The sequence below is a fragment of the Pseudolactococcus piscium genome (genome assembly GCF_002441695.1).
Lineage (GTDB): Bacteria > Bacillota > Bacilli > Lactobacillales > Streptococcaceae > Pseudolactococcus > Pseudolactococcus piscium.
The window spans coordinates 20,393-38,894 of sequence record NZ_JXJW01000002.1 but is presented as its reverse complement, the minus strand read 5'-3'; the positions used below and the strand labels follow the sequence as shown (position 1 = coordinate 38,894).

Genomic DNA, 18,502 nt, shown 5'->3' with positions numbered 1-18,502 from the left:
AAGATCATCGAGATTTTAAAATAATCAATATGGCTAAGACAGCAAAACTTAAGACAGGTATTGTCAAAATATCGATCAGCAAAATATCAAATACTTTATTTTGACGTACCGTTCTAGGTTTATCATAATTTCGTGAAATGACACCCATCAGATATAAGCCACTGGTGATACCAACGATAATGGCTGATATCAAGAGTGACTCCAGATAAAAGGCTAGAATAACTTGCATTAAAGAAAACTCCCCATTTCGAGATTTTTTGTATGTCTTGCTAAGAAAGCTTTTGTTCTTACCTGCTTAGGCGCATAGAAAACATCTTCTGGTGTCCCTGATTCTATAATTTTCCCCTGTTCAAGAAAAATAACCTTTGTCGCGACATTATAAACAAAATCCATCTCGTGGCTAACGATAATCATCGTCTGTCCTGATTTTGCTGCATCGACGATAGATGCCTGCACTTCTCCGACAAGTTCTGGATCAAGTGCTGATGTTGGCTCATCAAGTAATAATAGTTCGGGATTCATAGCAAGTGCACGAGCAATACCGACACGTTGTTTTTGACCACCTGATAAAAACTTAGGGTAGTAATCCATGCGATCTGATAGTCCTACATTATGTAAGGCTTGAGTTGCGACTTTAATTGCGGATGGCTTATCCATTTTTTTAACCTGGATCAGCCCTTCCATCACATTTTCAAGCGCTGTTCGCCGCTCAAAGAGATTAAACTGCTGAAAGACCATGGCTGTCTTGCGGCGCAGTGCCAAAACATCATTTTTGCTGATTGTCGCATAGTCCAGATCCAAATCATCTATCTGAATACGGCCTGAATCTGGTGCTTCAAGATAGTTGATCGATCTTAGAAAAGTTGATTTACCTGCACCAGATGCACCGATTAGCGCTACCACATCACCAGGATTAACAGTTAAGGATACATCATCCAACACAACCGTATCACCAAATTTTTTCGATAAATTTGAAAGTTTGATTGTCATACGTTACCTCCTGTAGACATCCCGTGGTCAAAAGGATTGCCTGTCTGAATCAAGTCATTTTTGCGTTTTTTCTTCGGTGTGATTTGTAATTTTTTCTCTAAAAGTCTAATTAGATTTTCAAAAACAAAGTTAATTGCCCAGTAGACCAAGGCTACTGCTAGGTAACTCTCAAAGATACGAAAGTTTGACCCACCAAATATCTTGGCTTCTGCTGTCATTTCGATCACCCCAGCTACGAAGGCAAGTGATGTCCCCTTCAAAAGACCCATCAAGGAATTTCCCAGAGGTGCAACTGCGACGGTTGCGGCTTCTGGCAGTGTCACGCGCCAAAAGACCTGGCTATTTGTCATCCCTAAAGATTTAGCCGCCTCAATCTGTCCAACATCTACTGACTCGATCGCAGCACGAATTGTTTCAGAATTATAGGCCGCTTCATTAAAAGCAAAAGTTAAAATAACAAAAAGCATGGGCGAGATGTCATTGATAGTATAGGTCGTCCCATAGTTGAGGTTTACAGCCTTAAGGATCAATGGAATACCTGTATAAGTCAGCAAGAGTTGCACATAAATAGGCGTCCCACGAATAAAACTGACGAAGACAAGTCTGATTTGATTTAATACTGGGATTTTATTGATCTTAATCAGTGCTAAAAATAGCCCTAGCACTAAGCCAATGATCATAGCAACCAAGGTGATGATAAATGACGTCGGCACGCGCCCAATAATCGGTTTAAAGGCTTGAACAAAGGCTTGCCAATTAAAAATTTTATCAAAGAACATGGTCCAAAAATCGGTAAAGGTATAAGCTCCCTTTACTGTGAAACTGACAAAAGCAATCACAATAATAATGATTGCTAATATGGCTAATGCAATTTTTGTCGCTTTTTTCATGATGATATCAAAACTTTCTATTCTGCTGTGACGGATTAACTGCTAACTATAGCTTACAAATCTGATAGGACAGCATCCTGTCCCCAGCATAAAGGTTATTTATAATAGTCCGCTGATGGTACAAAGTCTCCACCAAAATATTTTTCTGATAGTTCTTTGAGTTTACCATTTGCTTGCAATTTTTTCAATACTTTATCAACTTTTCCTTGTAATTTCTTACCTGCTTCATCTTTAGTAAAGATGAAATATTCCAGGCCATCATGCGCATCTACTGTATCTGATTTAATATTAACGACCTTAAGATCAGACAAGCCCTTATCTTTTAAAATTGTTTTGAGTGAGATAGCATCGTATAAGATGAAATCAATTTTTCCAGAATCAACATCCGATAACCTACTCGCAATTGGATAGTTCCCATCTACATAGTTTAACTGACTTGCTTTATCTGGATTTGCATCATTATAGGCCTTTAAGGTCGTCGTAAAGTTTGCTGATGGTAACACTTCTGTTGACTTACCTGCTAAATCTTTGAATCCATTAACTTTTAAAGCTGATTTAACTGCGACCGCGTTATTTGATTTTGATAGCGGCGCAGAGAAATAATATTTTTCAGCACGTTCTTTTTTCCAGCCCACATCATTTGCCCCCAGTTGATAGCGGCCAGAGTCAACGCCTGCAACCACACTGTCAAAATCCGTGATCTCTACTTTAAGCTTGTATTCAGGCAGCTCTTTAAAAACAGCTCTTGCCACCTCTACATCGTATCCTGTTGCCTTGCCATCTTCTGAATAAGTAAAAGGTTTTGTATCCGCATCAGTCGCTACTGTTATCGTCGTTTGTTCTGACTTTGATGCTGTATCAGTCGATTTAGTAGCAGACTGCCCACAAGCTTGTAAGGCGATGATCGTGCTCAATGCTAAAACTGACAAGCCAATTTTTTTATATGTTTTCATTATGATTAGCGCTCCTTTTTGATGTTATCTCATTCTATCATAGTAAATGGCACATCATCTTCACAAAAGATTATGACGGTAATCAAAAAAATAAAACCCATCAGGATTTTATTCATTAGGTAATGCTCACCCCTTATTTTGTAACTGATTCAAAAGTAAACCCACTCCATGGCTTGATATAGTCTAACAATAAAAGTTCAGCATCAGAGATACGGCCGACCACATTAATTTGACCCTGATTTGGCATATCCTTAAGGGCAATCTGTGTTTCCCCTTTATATTGACCAAAATTAACATTCCCAATTAGGATATCACCACGGTGAATATCTTTTGTATCATGTGCTGGAAACGCCTTATCTTTATGCCAGACACGTGTCATTGTAGAACGCAAGATGTACGCACTGCGATCGCCTCTGTAACTGTGTGCACTTTCAAATAAAACGAGTCGTTCGTTTTCTGTTATCGTCTCACTAGGTACGATCTTAATCACTGGCTCAGGTGCGAAAAAGGCTAGACTCATGGCACGAAGTTCGTCCTCACTAGCATAGGCATTCCCAATCGTGATGTCATTAATGCCACCTAGTAATTTCATATGTTTGACTTGTGTCTCGATTGATAGGTCGCGATGCAATTCTAGACTCGCAAGACCATCATTATAAGGCCAAGGACCAAACGTTGCATCGTGGGAATTAACAAAGGCCATGGTGTTCAAGTTGTATTTATTGAACTTCTTCGTACAGCTGATAAAATGATCTAGCGCTAAACCTGAGTAACGCATGGGATAAAAGTTATGACTGCCAAGTAGATTATCTGGATTGGGTGAGTAGCTCATGATATTATCAACATAATCAGTCCCCTGACTCATGTTAATTTCAACTTTAATGCCATAAGCATTTCGTGTCATTTTAGCTTCCTCAGCACCAGTGAACCCTAAGTCTAGCCGAATACCATCTGCGCCCATATCATGGAAAAATGATAAGTCATCATAAGACACACCAAGCTGTTTGAAAAGGCCTGGATTAATATCCACCATGACCTCCATGCCAAGTGAATTGGCGTAGTCCACCGGTTTTTTAAAACCAGCAATCACTTCATCTTTATCACCATTAATCTCTAATAGGCTTGTAAACACACGTTTAAAGCCATATTGATGTGCCAAGTCAAGATAAGCCTTATCTGCTTCAAATGTACTACGTTCTGGATAAATAGAAATACCAAGTTTTCCCATGTTTGTGCTCCTGTCAGGCGATGGTCGCCACATTACTTTAGTTTCATTTGCTATAAAACGAATCAATCCCCTGCTGCATAAGATCAAACCATTAGCTTATCGATGACCTTACGCAGTTAAGTAGCTTGATTGTAACCGCTTTAGTCTCATTATAACAAAATAATTGGTCTATGCCAATTATTTGTAAAAGAAATCAAAAAAAGACTAATTTGCAAACTAGCCTGTCAATTCATATTATTCATGATATGTTGGTAATCTATTCCATACAAGCAGTAGCGGATACTTTCTTATAGTAAGGATACCCTCTAGCCAAAATACCTAAATAGGAAGAAGCCCACGATGATAAAAATAAGCATCCAAACAATGGAGATCACTGTGCCAAGTTTAGCTAATCTTTGACCTTTCAAGTCATAGGCAGCGATATGTTCAAAAGCAGTCAAGCTAAAAATCAGTCCTGGTAGGGCTGTAATCGGAATTATCGCCAAAATAAGACCTATAATTGCGGCCTTACTCGTGGGTTGATTTTGACTTGATTTAGTTTTTCTCATATGGTTTAATTCTATCAAAAATACGCAAAAATAACAAGATTCCATATCCTAAGGCTCAGACATGCCTCTTGAGTATCTCTGGGCCCGCAGCAATCAGCTCAAGCCACTTCATACGTCTATTTCATTTACCAACATTGATGGCATCAGTAACCCCAAAATCAGGCAATCAATTTGATAGGGGGGCATAGTGTTAAAAAAAGATGGTACAATATGCTTATGCGATTGTTTATCAAAAAAAATAAAATAGCCCTTATCTCAAGTTTCTTATTACCTCTAGGAATTATGGCAATCAGTTTTGCTATCCTTGGGATCTATTGGGGCAGTCACAAAACCGTTTTAGCTGGCGATGCTTATCATCAATATGTCAGCTTTCATAGTTTATTTTCAAGTATGCTCCATACTGGTTCAGGCTTTCTCTATACCTTTACCAGTGGACTTGGCCTTAACTTCCTAAGCTTTTCCTCCTATTATTTGGGGAGTTTTCTGATGCCCCTAACCTACTTCTTTAATGCAAGTAATATGCCAGATGGCCTATATCTCATGACCTTATTGAAGTTTGGTTTTATTGGCATGTCTGCCTTTATTGCCTTTAAGCGCATGTACCAGACCTTGTCGAACTGGTTGCTTGTTTGTCTAGCAACAGCTTATGCACTGATGAGTTTTATCGTCAACCAATCTGAAATTATCATGTGGCTTGATGTCTTTATCTGGCTACCACTCATCATCTGCGGCTTACATGAGCTGATGGACAAAGGTAGTCGTAAGCTTTATTTCATTACACTAACGATCTTATTTATTCAGAATTACTATTTTGGCTTCATGATGGCCTTGTTCTTAATCGGCTACTTTTTTGCCAGACTAACCTTTGACGGCTGGTCAACCCGTAAGCTGGTAGATTTTTGTCTGACGTCTTGCCTATCAGGTATGGCAAGTTTAATCATGATTTTGCCCATGTATCTTGACTTGAAATCAAATGGGGAGTCATTTACCAAAATAACATCACTCTTTACAGAAAAATCTTGGTACTTTGATCTATTTGCTAAAAATTTTGTTGCCAGTTATGACACCACACAGTATGGTGCTGTCCCAACGATTTACATCGGCTTGTTCACCTTAATCCTTGCCAGCCTCTTCTTCACTATCCACTCAATTCGCTTACGAACTAAACTAGCCTATCTGGCCCTTATTGCCTTTATTACCACCTCATTTTATCTACGTGCACTTGACCTCTTCTGGCAGGGTATGCATACGCCTAATATGTTCTTGCATCGCTATAGTTTTGTTTTCAGTCTCTTAATTGTCATCCTGGCAGCTGAAACACTCACACGATTATCAGCCATTCGCGTGCGCTATATTTGCCTAATCATTATATTATTAGGTCTCGGCTTCTCAGCTACTATCATTAGTCAACATTATGCCTATGTTCAATTTATCAACATCGCCTTAACAGTATTATTTGCAGTTGCGTATTTAGTTTTACTCATCAGCCATCAAAAAAAATGGTTACTCCCCCGACAATTTTATATGTTTATTGCTATCTTTATGATTGCTGAACTCGGCATCAATGCCTATTATCAATTGAATGGTATTTCTGAAGAGTGGCACTACGCTGCTCGTCAGAATTATGATACCAACACTAAAAAAATTCAGCCTGCAGCAAAAGCGATCGCCGTAGATAAAGACTTTTATCGCATGGATCAAACAGCTCCCGACACAGCAAATGACGGTATGAAGTACAATTTTAAATCGCTCAGCCAATTTTCATCCGTCAGAAATCGTAAGTCATCATCAACACTTGATTTTCTTGGTTTTAAATCCACAGGGACTAATCTTAACTTACGCTACCCCCTCAACACAATTTTAATGGATGCCATCTTTAACATCCGCTACAACCTGAATGCAAGGGAACCCGATAAATTTGGTTTCCAGCAACTTAAAACTGGCATCCAAAATTTGACAGAAAATGCTTATGCCTTGCCACCAGCGATTTTCGTCAAAAATGGGTACTCAGATGTCGTGTTCTCAAAAAACCAGATTATTGCTAACCAAACCAAGTTTGTTAATGCCTTATCAGGTAACAAGTCAACCTTTTTTTCACAATTCTATGTCGATAAAGAAACAACGACTGCAAGAGTTACCGGAAATGATGGCCGAGTCACCTTAACCAAGAAAGGGACTGATGACCTATCAGTCCACTATAGCGTGACAACACCTGCTGGTGGACAAAACTATCTCAAGTTTGCAAATGCATCTTATCAAAATACGGATGCTGAATATGTCAAAGCAAGCGTCAACGGTAAAATAAGTTATATCCATACAGATGACACTGGCTCCCTGCTTAATCTAGGTTATTTTGAACAGCCCACAAAAGTCGATATTATCCTTACTTTTCCTGAAAATAAATATGTTAACTTCGATACCACTGAATTTTGGTCCTTGCATACACAGGCCTTTATGTCAGTCATACATCAGCTAAAAGAAAATAAAGTGAGCGTAAATGCCATCAAAAATGGCCTATCAGCTACTGTATCCGCAAAAAGTAAGGGTGACTTATTTTTCACCATTCCTTACGATAAAGGCTGGTCAGCCAAAGTTGATGGCAAAGTCGTCCCAGTTAAACAAGCACAAACAGGTTTTATGACTGTTCCAATATCAGAAGGGTCACATACTGTTCAATTACGGTTTGTACCACAAGGCCTTAAAATCGGGATTGTCTGTTTCTTATCAGCTATTTTCATCTTCATCGGCTATGATTTATGGGTAACTAGACAAACAAAAAAAGACAGTCATGCTAACGATTAGCACGGATGTCTTTTTTAATTTAATAAGTTAGATAAGAAACTGCCACCATGAATTAAGAGGTAAGAATAGAGGAAAATAGACCATGGTTTACCAAACAAAATCGTGAATAAAAAGAACCGCCAAGTCATTTTTGTCTGGCTAGACACGAGTACTAAGGCATCATCAGGTGCAATAGGTAACAAAATTGCGATGACAAAAATCCAATCATAGGTTTTTTGACCTTTGTGTACCCAGGACATATATTTGTCATAACTTTTTTCTTTAATAAAGGTTTTGGCAAGTGCAGCCCCATAGACCCGGCCAAGATGAAAGAGAATGATGGAGCCGATGACAATCCCAATATAATTATAGAGGAAGCCTTTATAAGGTCCGAAGATCATGACCCCTGCTGCTGTTGTAATCCCGCCAGGAATGATCGGAATGACAACCTGAATGATCTGTAAACCGATAAATATAAACGGACCAAGTAAATAATGTGCCATGACGAGTTCTGAAAGTGCTTTTGGATCTTGCAAAATACCAATTCGATAAAGAAAATAACCACCAACCACACAGGCAATCATCCCAAGAATAGATATGATATTAAATATTTTCTGGATGATTTTTAAAACCTTGTCATTCATCTGATTATTTTCCTATTTTATGACATCACTGGATTCACGATGCGCCCCTAGCCTATAGCTTATCAGCTAACCCTCTGATACACGCACAGCGCATACGAAAATAAGCCCAACTATCTAGCAATACCTTTAACCGTTTTCAAATAGCTGACCTGTTCTTTTGTCCAGCTAACTAAGTGCTCATTAAAAGGCCTAAAGCCAATCTTATTGGTTGGATTGTTGAAGTGAAATTTTCGTTGCATGTGATGCGTCTGAGGATGTGCTTCTAATGTTCTAAAGCTCAGAGAAATTTTGCTATTGTATTCGTCAATATCAATGACCTGAGCTTGACATCTTTGTCCAACCTCAACGACTTCATGAATATCTGCAACATAACTTGATTTGATTTCAGAAATATGAATCAAACCACGATACTTACCAAACTTGACAAATGCACCATATTTTTGCAAGCCAGTAATCTCGACTTCCATGATGTCACCTATCTTGATTAATTTATCATGCTTCATCTGACTTTTTCTCTAACTCAATACTGATCATTTCGATCGCATCTTTTGGTTTATCTTGCGCGCCTGTTGGTGCTTTTGCAATGCGATCCAAAGTCTCAAAACTTGCCGCATCTACTAATTGACCAAACACAGTATGACGGCCATCTAAATGCGGTGTGCCGCCTTCTAGATAAAGCTCAGCGATTTCTTCTGGCCAACCACCTTTTACAAGTGCAGATTTATCATAAGGTAAGTTTTGATTTTCAACGATGAAAAATTGGCTACCATTTGTATTAGGACCCGCATTTGCCATCGATAACGCACCTCTGATGTTGAATGCTTTATCAGAGAACTCATCTTCAAATTTTTCACCATAGATAGATGCACCACCCATACCTGTACCAGTTGGGTCGCCACCTTGAATCATAAAGTCACGGATAATACGGTGGAAAATAACACCATCGTAGTAGCCAGTTTCAGCTAGTTCTATAAAGTTTTTAACTGTTTTCGGTGCGACATCATCAAATAGTTTAACTGTCAAATCACCTAGATTTGTATGAATTGTTGCAATCGTACCATTGTAGTTTGCTAAATCTGTTTGTGGGTATGTAAGTGTCATTTTTATTTTTTCCTTTTTCTATTGATACAAGTTGTAATTGATACATGCGTTATACGACTAATAAAACCAACGATTATAAAATCCCTAAGGTTTTCAGTGCCTTCTCGATGCCATCATTCTCAACCGTATCTGTCACGTAATCAGCTACTGCTAATATGTCGGGATGGGATACTTTCATGGCAACAGAAATGCCACCAAATTTGAAAAGCTCAAGATCATTTAACTCATCACCAAAGTTCATGACCTGTTCAGGGCTTAAACCAAGTGACGCTAAGACACGGCTGACACCATCAGCCTTGCTGCCATTTAGGGCAACAATATCACATGAATTTGGATGCCAGCGGACCATACGTACCTTGTCTGCTAAGTCATCTGGCAGCACAAGTGTGTCATCATGATCTGATATGGATAGCATCTGATAGATGTCATGCGTTTGATGATAATCAGGTATAACATCTAGTTTACCATAAACTGGTGCCATTGCAGCCTGAATCACCTCGGACCATTTTGATGCAACCACATTATCCGAGCCATAAAAAATATAATCACTATCAACAGTGCTGAGCCAAGCTAATAGGCTGTCAACCGTCTGCTTAGGTAGCGGATTATTATAGATGACGTCATGGTCCTTATCGATCACATAGGCCCCATTAGCTGTGACAAAAAAATCAGGTTTGAGTGCCTTTATTTCTGGTATAACCCCATAATAATTTCTACCTGTTGCGATGCCGGTCAAAATCCCCTTTTGGCGAAGGGCCTCAAAGACGCGATTAACAGATTCAGGCATGTATCCCGTATCTTTAACGCGTAAGGTGTCGTCAATATCAAAGAAAATAATCTTGATATCTTGAGCGCTACTTAGTAAATTTTCCATAATTATAGTATACCATGTTCAGGCAATTTTGTGCTTGATCGCATAAATTGCTGCCTGCGTTCTATCCTCTACTTGTAATTTAGCTAAGATATTAGAGACATGTGTCTTGACCGTTTTCAAAGAGATAAATAAGGTATCTCCTATTTCTTGGTTGGACAAGCCTTTTGCGATTTCTTTTAGTACTTCTACTTCTCTTGCAGTTAGACTATCGTGTAAGGTTGGTTTGGCATGTTGTTTTTCATAGATTTTGACCCGAACACTCTCAGAAATAACGTCTTGACCCATGGCAATCTTACGGACTGATTCTGCAATCTCATGCGCCTGAGAGGTTTTCAAAATATATCCCTTAACCCCCGCTTCAAGCGCTGGAAATATTTTTTCATCATCTAGAAAACTCGTTAATATCAGAATCTTCATCTCTGGATTATCTTGTAAGATGGCTTTTGATGACGCGATGCCGTCCATCTTATCCATGACAAGGTCCATCAGAATCACATCTGGCTTATACTGTTTTGCTTTTCTAACGCCATCTAATCCATCGACAGCTTCGGCAACGACTTCTAAATCTTCTTGCATATTCAGGTAGCTAGATAAGCCCAAGCGAACCATCTCATGGTCATCTACTAACATCAGTGAAATTTTTTTCATATTTATTCCTAACTTTAAATCATAACCCCGCCATCAGTCAATTTCCGTCTCAACGATTAGGCTTAGTAAGCAACTAGACAGTCTCACTTCATCTTTGGAATCATGATTTTGACTGTCGTACCAGATCCTGGTGCTGATTGCCACTCGACTGTCCCACCTAGTGAGAGCGTCCGCTCTTTGATATTTTTCAAGCCTTGGCTTGCTGTTTTTTCTATCGTCGTATCAAATCCAACACCATCATCTTTGACGATTAAAACTAATGTCCCCACTGTTTGACTAAAAGAAATATCAATATGTTGCGCCTTGGCATGTCTCAGTGTATTAGATAACAGTTCTTGCGTCATTCTAAAAATATTATTTTCAATATTTTTATCTGCCTTTATTTCGGCAACACTGGCTGATATCTTGGCTGATATTTTGGCTTGCAGTTCATCAACTAACATATTTAACCCCTCAGTTAAGGACTTATCAGCTAATTCTGATGGTCTTAAGTGAAGTAAAAGCGCTCGCATTTCGTCCTGTGCCTCATGCAGTATCTTCAAAGTTAGTGTGGTTTGACTGGTAATTTGTTTAGCTGTAAGACTAGGATTATCAACGACGGAAGATAAAATCATGGTTGCAGCAAATAACTCCTGGCTGACAGAATCATGTAACTCCCTTGATATTCTAATCCGTTCTGCTTCTATGATTGCTTCTTGTTCCGCATTCTTAGCTACTGAGAGTGTCTGTAATTCTGATGACATCTCTTCTTGCCGTTTGGCTAAGGCTTGCAGCTGCTCATAGTCAGGTGTTTCATTGTTTAAAATCTTCTCAATATCTTGTGTCAAGCCTTTTTTTTGCTCATCATACTGTATCCAAAAAAACACGATATAAAGTAAGGTTAGCATGGCGGAAACCGTCAGTATCACCCATGTCGTCTTAAAATCAAAGAGATTAATATTGAGCAAACTAACGAGTGCGATGAGCGCACCAAGATTGATTAAAAAACAACTTGAAAACGTGGTGAGCATACTTCGTTTTATGATCATGTTAATCGCCTACCCTTTAATGACTTCTACACTACCTCTGCCGACATGGATCATAATTCTAATCCGTTTTTCAGATGCACCGAAGTCAGGCGTCATATATCTGACATGCTCAGCATTAACCTGTGTGATCTCGTCGAAAATCTTGACAACACCAGAAAGTGCTGTCACATCAAGGACAACGGCAACATCATCTGGCACGATGATTTTGGTATTACCAGAGGCTTTTCTGATTGTTAAGTCATTCCCATCGGCTTGAAAAGTCGTTGTCGCGAGATCGATGACATCATTGCCAGATAGTCTTGAAACCGTGTTATCGGCTTGATTATCAAAAATGCGCCTGCGCTCAAAGTTATTATCATCAGACTCAAATGGATTATGGCCTTTTACAGAGGTATAATTTATGCCCGATGATTTCCAAAAGATAATTGCCAAAATGACAGGGAACAATAAGGCAATCCAAGTATAGCCATTAGCAACAAAAATAATCAGGGCCACCACACCAAAGGCAATCCCAATCTGTTTGAGTATCATTTGCGCCTTATAAGACCCAACACGGGTCGATAAAAAGCCTAGTAATAGTCCAACACCTACGACAATTAAGAACAAGGGATTCCTAAGCAAAGAGACGCCTAGCAAGACCAATATAATCACTTCTATAATCATAAAAAACTTAAATTTATTCATGATTCTATTTTACCATTTTGCAGGAGAAAAAAATCAGTCTTATGGCTGATTTGACGGTTATGAGGGGGAGATAGCGATAGTATGCTATAGGGCTCCCTTTTTTACATCTACCGTATCCTAGTAATAGAGGGCTAGTTAGGCACTAGATAAGGCCATACTTTAAAAATTAAAATATCAGTTATTAATTTACTTTATAAGAAAAAACAGCTAAACTATAAGTAGACGTATCTCTTAAAACGCCCGCTAATTCCATTTCTGTGATTAGCAGAGTGCAGTACACACCGATTTTAGCCTGATTAACTCCTGATAAGGCTATGTTTTTAGAGGTCTCCATAAGCAGTCTATAGAAAAGGTAGCATGAATGATATTAAAAGTTGCAATTTGTGATGATGATAATGCAGTATCAAGTCAGATAGAACAGATATTACAAAGCTATGGTAAAGTCATTTTTGAAATTGACGTTTACTACACGCCTGAAAAATTGATGCATGCACTTGCCTATGAAACCTATGACTTTTATATACTAGATATTGTGTTTCCAACTTCATCTGGACTAGAGATTGCGACGACGATTCGCACCATAAATCAAACAGTACCCATTATTTTTTTGACAACCTATTCAGCCTATATGGAACAAGTATTCAAAGTTAATACGTTCGATTACTTGTTAAAGCCAGTTTTAGCGTCAGATTTAACGGCGACCTTGGATCGTCTGACACATTATCTACAGCTTAGTGATGCAACCTTTCAATTTCAATTTAATAAAATCGTCTATCGTATCCCTTTACGTCATATCTGCTACTTTGAAAAGTGCCGACGTACTGTCTTTATTCATCTAGCCAATGGGGAAGAATTTGAAACGATTTTGACAACGAAAAGCTTACTTGAAAAACTTAGTGCTGATTTTGTGCAAATCCACCATTCCTATATTATCAATGTTACCTATATACAAAAATTGAGTCAAAAAAGTATGCTACTTACTAGTCATAAACAACAAATTAGTCTGCCGATAAGCCGAAAATTTAAAACTATTGCAAAGGAACAAATCCTCATCCGACTCAGGGAGACGATCTAATGTTTAAAAAAACACATTTTTTCTTTATCATTAGCATCATCTCGATACCTTGTATCAGTACCTTTATCCTAACCTTGGCAATCATGTCCGAAGTAAGCTTATTTAACTATAAGTACTTTATGCCCATCTTTATCACTATCTGTATTGTCTACATGAATATCTGCATCTGTTATCTATACTTTTTGTTGAAAAGTTATTTTAAAAAACTAGCTTCTGCGACGACTCAAAATAAAGTGTTTAAATCAGAACTCTATTTTTACAAACAGCTCAATCAATCACAAACAGAATTATCGGCAATCAAACATGATTTAAAAAATCAATATCTGTTGCTATTAGGATTCACCTGTCATGATGATACGGTTAGTATCAAACGCTATTTAGAAAATGCTTTAGACAGCCTTAAGCATACTGATAACTACTACACTGAAGATTACCTACTTAATTTTCTAATCAACGACAAAAAAAATCTTGCTGAGCAACATGATATTACCTTTCAAGCTAAAGTTTTTTTATCAAAACACAGTCGGCTTGATAGTGACATATTAGCCATACTTATTGGAAATTTAATCGATAATGCAATTAATGCTTTAAACCGCCTACCAGCTGATCAAGAAAAGAAGATCAACATCTTGATCAAACAGGCGAATCATAACCTATTGATTGAACTAACGAACCGATTTGATATTAGGGAAGTCACAACTCGTAAACATAGAGAATCAGCAGGTATTGGCATCAAAAATATCAAAAAAATTGTTCATGACCACAATGGGATTTATAGACAATGGGTTACGTCAGATATTTTTCATACCAGTATTTTACTATTCGATATTTATGCGTCATCTGACATCTCGGCATAAAAAACGTTTACTTGCTAATATGGCTAGTGGCAATAACCAAATCAAACCTACTATCAAACCACACATCCGTGATAGAAACAAGGGACTAGTCGGGTATGAAAAATAGTTCATCAAGGCTAAATCTGGTAAGTATATGGCATACTTTGTAATCACTAACATGAGTTGACTCATGCCTAGGATCAATGATGCAAAAATCGCAAGTGGGACGATACCAGATTTAAACAAAATTGAAGCAAAAAAACTTAAGTATGTTAAAATCAACCAACTCAATACTGCAGTCAGCATAACGCTATTCTCAAAAATGACAGCCCAGGATACCTGATGATTTAGCTTGACAACAAGCATGGCTAGACTCATACTGAGGATAAAACTTGCTCCCGTTATTAAGGTGAGTACAGCTAATTTTGACATAAGCAACTGGCCTCTTTTAGGGGTCGCAAGTAGCGTTGCCCTCAACCTACTTGTTGCGTATTCTTGCCCAATATAGTTGGTACTATATAGGATCACACCAACCTGAGCTAAAAAAAGCACTTTCCCTAAACTATAGGTCGTGTCTTGCATGTCATTTTTGATGATACATAAGCCAGCTGATGGCAAAATGACGACAAGTATCACCCCAATCCAACACCAATAGTCAGAAAAAAACGTGATGATTTCACACATCAGTCTGGATTTCCTCATCAATAAGCACCTCCAACATCTCGTTTAATGAATCTGACACAGGCGATGATCATCATTAAAAATGGCCAAGCAATCAGGACAATAACCCCTTCAGAAATTGTTTGAGGGATTAAATCAGTAGGTGTTGCTAAGAGGCCATTTCCAGCTGCCACAGGTAAATAAGTTGCCCAGTCCCATCTCTCAGCTAAAAAAGCACCCAAATTATAGATTTGTGGTATTAACACAAACAAAGGTAGTATCACATTTTTTGATAGCATAGCTAAACCAAAAGATAATACGGTCAACATCAACCAATAAAATCCAGTATAGCCAATATATTGCCAAGCGATTGGGCTAAGCCTAATCAAATTTAATCCCAACGATCCTAACCCAACATGCGTTGTCAAAATAGTCAGGTAAATCGATACAAGTGACAGTCCTAAACTCGTCACAATAAGGGCAATCGTTTTTACCATAAATACTTGAGAACGATTACTTTGTGTCAAGAATAGATTTCTTAACCGATGGTTTTGATAATCATTGGCACCAAGTATTGCACCCAAAACTACCATCGGGACTAGGCCTAGAAATGTTGCATCAAAGCCTAAATAGTCAACAGGTGGAATGGCTTGAGCAAGTTCGGGATATAGTTCTGGTGTTGCATCTAAGCCTAAACTTGCGATTTGTTGAGCAGAAATATAGGCTAAAAAAGGTTGTAGTACAGTGGTCAAAATAGCAACTATACACCAAGTACTACTTGATATAATCTGACCTATCGTATTAGTTAATCTGTTTAAAACTAGTAGCATGCTAGTCACCACCTTCAGTCAGTGAGAAGAAAATCTCTTCTAAGGACTCACCTTCCCTTAAAATCATGTTTAATTCACCAGTCATCCTAATCTCACCTTTATGAATGATCACAATATCGTCAGCCATAGCTGCCACTTCGGAAATCAAATGCGATGATAAGAGAATCGTTTTGCCCTGCTTTTTCTGTTGTATTAAAAAGTCCCTAAACCAGCGCATGCCAGCTGGATCTAAGCCATTCGTTGGTTCATCAAAAACAAGGTATTGTGGATTGCCTAATATAGCGACTGCAATACCTAACCTTTGTCCCTCTCCTAAGGAAAGGGATCTTATTTTCGAACGTATTTTGTCTGTCAATCCAACCAGTTTAATCACCTCTTTTACCCGATCAATCGCTATCCCGTTACTTCTAGCAATCAGGTTTAAATGCCTATTTACTGTGTATGTCGGCACGCCCGCTACACCATCAAACGCTGCACCAACTAGTTTCAAAGGACAAGCCATTTCTGCATATTTTTTATGATCAAATGTTGCGCTACCAGTTGTTGCGAAATCTAGCCCTAATAAAATCCTCAGCATTGAGCTCTTACCTGCACCATTTTGCCCTAAAAATGCTGTAATCCTACCTGATTTTGCTGTAAAATTAATCGACTTAATCGTCTGGTTTTGACCATACCTTTTGGTAAGATCTTCTATTTTAATTGTATACATGACAACTCCCTTCATATTACTTTGTCTATAAATTGTTCTTTAACCAGTTCATGCATCACCTCTAAATTCTATCAGTTAAACTAGCTAATATCATTCTGATGCGTCAAACGACAAGGTATATGTCATCTTTGGTTACTACCAAACATGGAAAGTCTACTTATTTTATTCAGACGAAACAAAAAAAGCTGTCCAAGGACAACTTTTTATTACTATTATTTAACTACTTCCCATTCATATCCTCTTAAGCAACCTGCTTAATCTGGATCTAGTAGTTGTTTTTGCTTAGTCATGAGGGCTTTAACTTGCTTACCAAACTCTCCTTTTATCACTTGTTTGACTTGGTTTGTTGACTGGCTTAGCCCAGTTTTTGTATCGTTTGAGACTACACTTATTTTTTCACTCACTAGCTTTCTCTGTTTTACTGACTTGCCCTTGCTAGTTGCCCCAATTGCCATCACAGAAACTTTTGCTAGTCGTTTTAACAAATCGTTATATGGTTCTGATAAATTATCTATCATCTCTTTCCTTTCTATAAGTTACCTAAATACTTATCACTTGTTGTAGATAAGTTAGCACTTAATAAGCATGCTCTATCGCTGACTGACTTTTATAGCGGTAAGCTCACAAAATTTCTGCCATATCCTCTAGCTGATACTTCCTATTTTGATACCCGCAATAAGCTGTGTTCTATCATACATGTTAATCCCTCCTTAAAAAAGTTGTCGTGCAAGATCCCAGTCTCTTTGGACAATATCGTTGATTTTCACTTTAATTTCCGCCACTAAGTCCTCGTAGTCTGCTGCTACTTGTTTGATTTTATTAATTTTCTCTTCATAGTATTGACATGGCTCGTAAACCATCGTTCTTTCGCTACAATCTACCATTTGCAAAGCATCAAAAATCTCCCAATCCGCTAATGGTACTGCTTTCCATCTTGATTCCGTTACCGTTTCTCCCCAAAGTGATCGGGCTTGATAGATCGCAGTTTGATAGATTTGGATCATCTCATCACTCCCTTCACTGTATTGAGTCAAAGAGTGTTCCACGACGAGTAATGCTGCTTGACTATCAAGATAAATCGCCTCATTCGTGGTCAGCGTTCTACCACTGGATAAAAACCGGCGTCTTAGGGTGCTTAATCTACCCAATTTTTCACTATATTCTTTTGTTGCATACCCCCCGTACTCCCTCAAATAACAATTAATTCTTGCCATAACTTGCAAGTTGATATCCATAGTCCCATCATGCTGACCATATTTTTTTACCCATTTTTTAGCAGCTTGTGCAACTTGTGCCTGCGTCATATTTGGTGCAAAAATACCGGCCTTAGCTAGATTAGTTAGGGTTAAAGAATCCCCATCGAAATAGCCTGACAAGGTATTGTGTGCTTTAATCCCTATAATAGGATAGATTTCTCCCAATTCATGATCTCGTCCGAATAGATTAGCCCATGAATCATTTTGATATCTTAATAGCATCCAAGGATTTTCTTCAAGCCATTGCTGCTGTGACCGTGTTAACGTAGCGACTTGGTTCTTCCCCCAATCATCAAAACTTGTCGTTTTAAACCCCATCTTTTGCCCATATTCAGCTGCCATTTTCATCATATAGCCACCCGCCTGACTAAAACCTGCAACATCTGTAATCATCCCATTTTTTTCACTCACTCGAGTCTGAGTTTGACTCAAGAAGGCAGTAGCCTGTTGATACTCATCAGATAGCTGCCCTAGCACTGCCTGACCAGCAGTTGCAAACCCATCTTTTCCTTTATCAGTAGGCATATTAGTCCCTGCATACACAACGGCGACATGCGTATAATCAGGCTGTCCTGCTACAATAGGTGCAATTGCCATCGCATTAAGCTGGTTATCCTTTTTACTGGCTGATTTGTTTATTATTCTAAACATCACATCTTCATTTTTAATATCTAATGAAAGGGTCTTATCATCTGTTTGAACTTTCTTTTTTATTCTATCTATCGCTTTAGCTAAAATTTCTGTTGTCATTTCATCATGCATAAACT

At 38.3% G+C, this 18,502-nt stretch carries 21 protein-coding genes; 3 read left to right on the top strand and 18 right to left on the bottom strand.

Annotated features, from left to right (window positions below; genetic code table 11):
* Positions 1 to 4: 4 nt before the first annotated feature.
* The 6 genes from RU86_RS01140 to RU86_RS01115 form a co-directional block, all read right to left on the bottom strand.
* Positions 5 to 229 carry a DUF4059 family protein gene (locus RU86_RS01140; protein WP_096813644.1) on the bottom strand — a complete coding sequence of 75 codons (225 nt, stop codon included), beginning with the start codon at positions 227 to 229 and terminating at the stop codon, positions 5 to 7.
* Positions 229 to 990, bottom strand: a complete 762-nt coding sequence (locus RU86_RS01135) for an amino acid ABC transporter ATP-binding protein (RefSeq protein ID WP_096813643.1) — start codon at positions 988 to 990, stop codon at positions 229 to 231. Before RU86_RS01135 ends, RU86_RS01140 begins: the two co-directional genes overlap by 1 nt.
* Positions 987 to 1,880, bottom strand: coding sequence for an amino acid ABC transporter permease (locus RU86_RS01130; protein WP_096813642.1), 894 nt, complete (start codon positions 1,878 to 1,880; stop codon positions 987 to 989). The genes RU86_RS01135 and RU86_RS01130 overlap by 4 nt, the downstream gene beginning before the upstream one ends.
* 95 nt (positions 1,881 to 1,975) lie before the next feature.
* Complete coding sequence (locus tag RU86_RS01125; RefSeq protein ID WP_096813641.1) at positions 1,976 to 2,833, bottom strand: transporter substrate-binding domain-containing protein; 858 nt, start codon at positions 2,831 to 2,833, stop codon at positions 1,976 to 1,978.
* 133 nt (positions 2,834 to 2,966) lie between these two features.
* Complete coding sequence (locus tag RU86_RS01120) at positions 2,967 to 4,061, bottom strand: DUF871 domain-containing protein (RefSeq protein ID WP_096813640.1); 1,095 nt, start codon at positions 4,059 to 4,061, stop codon at positions 2,967 to 2,969.
* Between the two features lie 305 nt (positions 4,062 to 4,366).
* Positions 4,367 to 4,609, bottom strand: a complete 243-nt coding sequence (locus tag RU86_RS01115) for a hypothetical protein (protein WP_096813639.1) — start codon at positions 4,607 to 4,609, stop codon at positions 4,367 to 4,369.
* A 216-nt stretch (positions 4,610 to 4,825) separates the two neighbouring features.
* Between RU86_RS01115 and RU86_RS01110 the strand changes: the two genes are divergently transcribed.
* Positions 4,826 to 7,411 carry a YfhO family protein gene (locus tag RU86_RS01110; protein WP_096813766.1) on the top strand — a complete coding sequence of 862 codons (2,586 nt, stop codon included), beginning with the start codon at positions 4,826 to 4,828 and terminating at the stop codon, positions 7,409 to 7,411.
* 14 nt (positions 7,412 to 7,425) lie between these two features.
* Here RU86_RS01110 and RU86_RS01105 read toward each other — a convergent pair whose 3' ends face one another.
* The 7 genes from RU86_RS01105 to liaF all read right to left on the bottom strand — a co-directional run bounded on the left by RU86_RS01105 (position 7,426) and on the right by liaF (position 12,369).
* Entirely contained in the window at positions 7,426 to 8,034 is a 609-nt protein-coding gene (locus RU86_RS01105; protein WP_096813638.1) for a TVP38/TMEM64 family protein, read from the bottom strand.
* A 110-nt stretch (positions 8,035 to 8,144) separates the two neighbouring features.
* The gene (locus tag RU86_RS01100) at positions 8,145 to 8,537 is read right to left on the bottom strand and encodes a CvfD/Ygs/GSP13 family RNA-binding post-transcriptional regulator (protein WP_096813637.1); all 393 of its coding nucleotides are present in this window, start codon (positions 8,535 to 8,537) and stop codon (positions 8,145 to 8,147) included.
* Positions 8,527 to 9,135: a peptidylprolyl isomerase gene (locus RU86_RS01095; protein ID WP_096813636.1), complete on the bottom strand. Its 609-nt coding sequence runs from the start codon at positions 9,133 to 9,135 to the stop codon at positions 8,527 to 8,529. The genes RU86_RS01100 and RU86_RS01095 overlap by 11 nt, the downstream gene beginning before the upstream one ends.
* A 73-nt stretch (positions 9,136 to 9,208) precedes the next feature.
* A complete protein-coding gene (locus RU86_RS01090) occupies positions 9,209 to 10,009 on the bottom strand; it encodes a Cof-type HAD-IIB family hydrolase (protein WP_096813635.1) in 801 nt (266 codons plus the stop codon).
* An 18-nt stretch (positions 10,010 to 10,027) separates the two neighbouring features.
* The gene (locus tag RU86_RS01085; RefSeq protein ID WP_047915856.1) at positions 10,028 to 10,657 is read right to left on the bottom strand and encodes a response regulator transcription factor; all 630 of its coding nucleotides are present in this window, start codon (positions 10,655 to 10,657) and stop codon (positions 10,028 to 10,030) included.
* Between the two features lie 83 nt (positions 10,658 to 10,740).
* Complete coding sequence (locus RU86_RS01080) at positions 10,741 to 11,685, bottom strand: sensor histidine kinase (protein ID WP_096813634.1); 945 nt, start codon at positions 11,683 to 11,685, stop codon at positions 10,741 to 10,743.
* A gap of 9 nt (positions 11,686 to 11,694) precedes the next feature.
* Positions 11,695 to 12,369, bottom strand: coding sequence for a cell wall-active antibiotics response protein LiaF (gene liaF / locus RU86_RS01075; protein ID WP_079506776.1), 675 nt, complete (start codon positions 12,367 to 12,369; stop codon positions 11,695 to 11,697).
* Between the two features lie 361 nt (positions 12,370 to 12,730).
* Between liaF and RU86_RS01070 the strand changes: the two genes are divergently transcribed.
* A complete protein-coding gene (locus tag RU86_RS01070) occupies positions 12,731 to 13,444 on the top strand; it encodes a LytR/AlgR family response regulator transcription factor (RefSeq protein WP_096813633.1) in 714 nt (237 codons plus the stop codon).
* A complete protein-coding gene (locus RU86_RS01065; protein WP_096813632.1) occupies positions 13,444 to 14,301 on the top strand; it encodes a GHKL domain-containing protein in 858 nt (285 codons plus the stop codon). Before RU86_RS01070 ends, RU86_RS01065 begins: the two co-directional genes overlap by 1 nt.
* On the opposite strand, the gene RU86_RS01060 is transcribed toward RU86_RS01065, so the two are convergent.
* The 5 genes from RU86_RS01060 to RU86_RS01040 all read right to left on the bottom strand — a co-directional run bounded on the left by RU86_RS01060 (position 14,281) and on the right by RU86_RS01040 (position 18,497).
* Positions 14,281 to 14,964 (bottom strand): hypothetical protein, encoded by a 684-nt coding sequence (locus RU86_RS01060; RefSeq protein ID WP_096813631.1) that lies wholly within the window; start codon positions 14,962 to 14,964, stop codon positions 14,281 to 14,283. The genes RU86_RS01065 and RU86_RS01060 overlap by 21 nt on opposite strands.
* A gap of 17 nt (positions 14,965 to 14,981) precedes the next feature.
* Positions 14,982 to 15,770: a DUF2705 family protein gene (locus RU86_RS01055; protein WP_096813630.1), complete on the bottom strand. Its 789-nt coding sequence runs from the start codon at positions 15,768 to 15,770 to the stop codon at positions 14,982 to 14,984.
* Between the two features lies 1 nt (position 15,771).
* Complete coding sequence (locus tag RU86_RS01050; RefSeq protein ID WP_096813629.1) at positions 15,772 to 16,479, bottom strand: ABC transporter ATP-binding protein; 708 nt, start codon at positions 16,477 to 16,479, stop codon at positions 15,772 to 15,774.
* Positions 16,480 to 16,733: 254 nt separating this feature from the next.
* Positions 16,734 to 16,997, bottom strand: a complete 264-nt coding sequence (locus RU86_RS01045) for a hypothetical protein (RefSeq protein ID WP_096813628.1) — start codon at positions 16,995 to 16,997, stop codon at positions 16,734 to 16,736.
* Between the two features lie 192 nt (positions 16,998 to 17,189).
* A complete protein-coding gene (locus RU86_RS01040; protein ID WP_245810451.1) occupies positions 17,190 to 18,497 on the bottom strand; it encodes a hypothetical protein in 1,308 nt (435 codons plus the stop codon).
* Between the last annotated feature and the right edge of the window lie 5 nt (positions 18,498 to 18,502).